General features: G+C 68.1%; 1 protein-coding gene. It reads left to right on the top strand.

Going from position 1 to position 1,045, the window contains the following annotated elements:
- Positions 1–144: 144 nt before the first annotated feature.
- A protein-coding gene (locus tag ACFQGL_RS32145; protein WP_377516419.1) for an IS5 family transposase occupies positions 145–1,022 on the top strand; the annotation gives its coding sequence in 2 pieces (ribosomal slippage) (positions 145–510 and positions 513–1,022; 876 coding nt in all).
- Positions 1,023–1,045 lie beyond the last annotated feature (23 nt).

Raw genomic sequence — 1,045 nt, 5'->3', positions numbered from 1 at the left:
CTAGGGCCTGTGTCGAAGTCGGCTGTGGATGCCGAGGGTGAGGAAGTTTCGGCGTGGCGGTGATCGATAAGTAGCGAGGTCTCCGGTAGATGGTTCATCGACGAAGAAGACCATCAGCACGGAGACCTCGTGGCTACTTTAGCGGTGACGAGGCGGCATGACCTGACCGACGTGCGCTGGGCGGCGCTGGAGCCGTTGCTGCCCGTGGGACGTAGGCCGGGTCGGCCGTCGGCGTGGACGAAGCGGCAGCTCATTGATGGGATTAGGTGGCGGATCCGGGTGGGTGCGCCGTGGCGGGATATCCCGGAGTGTTACGGGTCTTGGTCGGCGGCGTACGCGGTGTTTCGCCGTTGGCAGCGTGACGGGACCTGGGCGAAGATCCTGACTGCGTTGCAGGCGGTTGCCGACGAGGCCGGGCGGGTGACGTGGGACGTGTCGGTGGACTCGTCGGTCGCGCGGGCGCATCAGCACGCTGCTGGGGCGCGTAAAAGGGGGATCTGCAGGTCGAGCCGCCGGGCGGGGTGACGGTCGAGCCGGCGGATCACGCGCTCGGGCGGTCGCGGGGCGGGCTGACAACGAAGGTGCATCTGGCGTGTGAGCAGGGGCAGAAGCCGTTGTCGATCGTGTTGACCGCCGGGCAGCGCGGGGACAGTCCCCAGTTCATCGCGGTGCTCGACGGCATTCGGGTGCCTCGCCAGGGCAGCGGTCGGCCACGGACCCGCCCGGATCGGGTCTTGGCCGACAAGGCGTACACGTCCCGGGCGAACCGCCGCTACCTGCGCCGGCGTGGGATCGCCGCGACGATCCCCTCGAAGGCAGACCAGGACGCCAACCGGCGCAAGAAGGGGTCCAAGGGCGGCCGGCCACCGGCCTTCGACCCTGAGCGGTACAAGCAACGCCATGCCGTGGAGTGCGGCATCAACCGCCTCAAACGCCATCGCGCCGTAGCCACCCGATTCGACAAACTCGCCGTCCGCTACGAAGCCACCGTGCACATCGCCGCGATCAACGAGTGGCTGTGACCGACTTCGACACAGGCCCTAGC

Origin of the sequence: Micromonospora vulcania (genome assembly GCF_042658605.1) — a bacterium.
Taxonomy (GTDB): Bacteria; Actinomycetota; Actinomycetes; order Mycobacteriales; family Micromonosporaceae; genus Micromonospora; species Micromonospora vulcania.
Note: the sequence above shows the minus strand (reverse complement) of the source record. Positions and strands in the feature narration are given on the sequence as shown.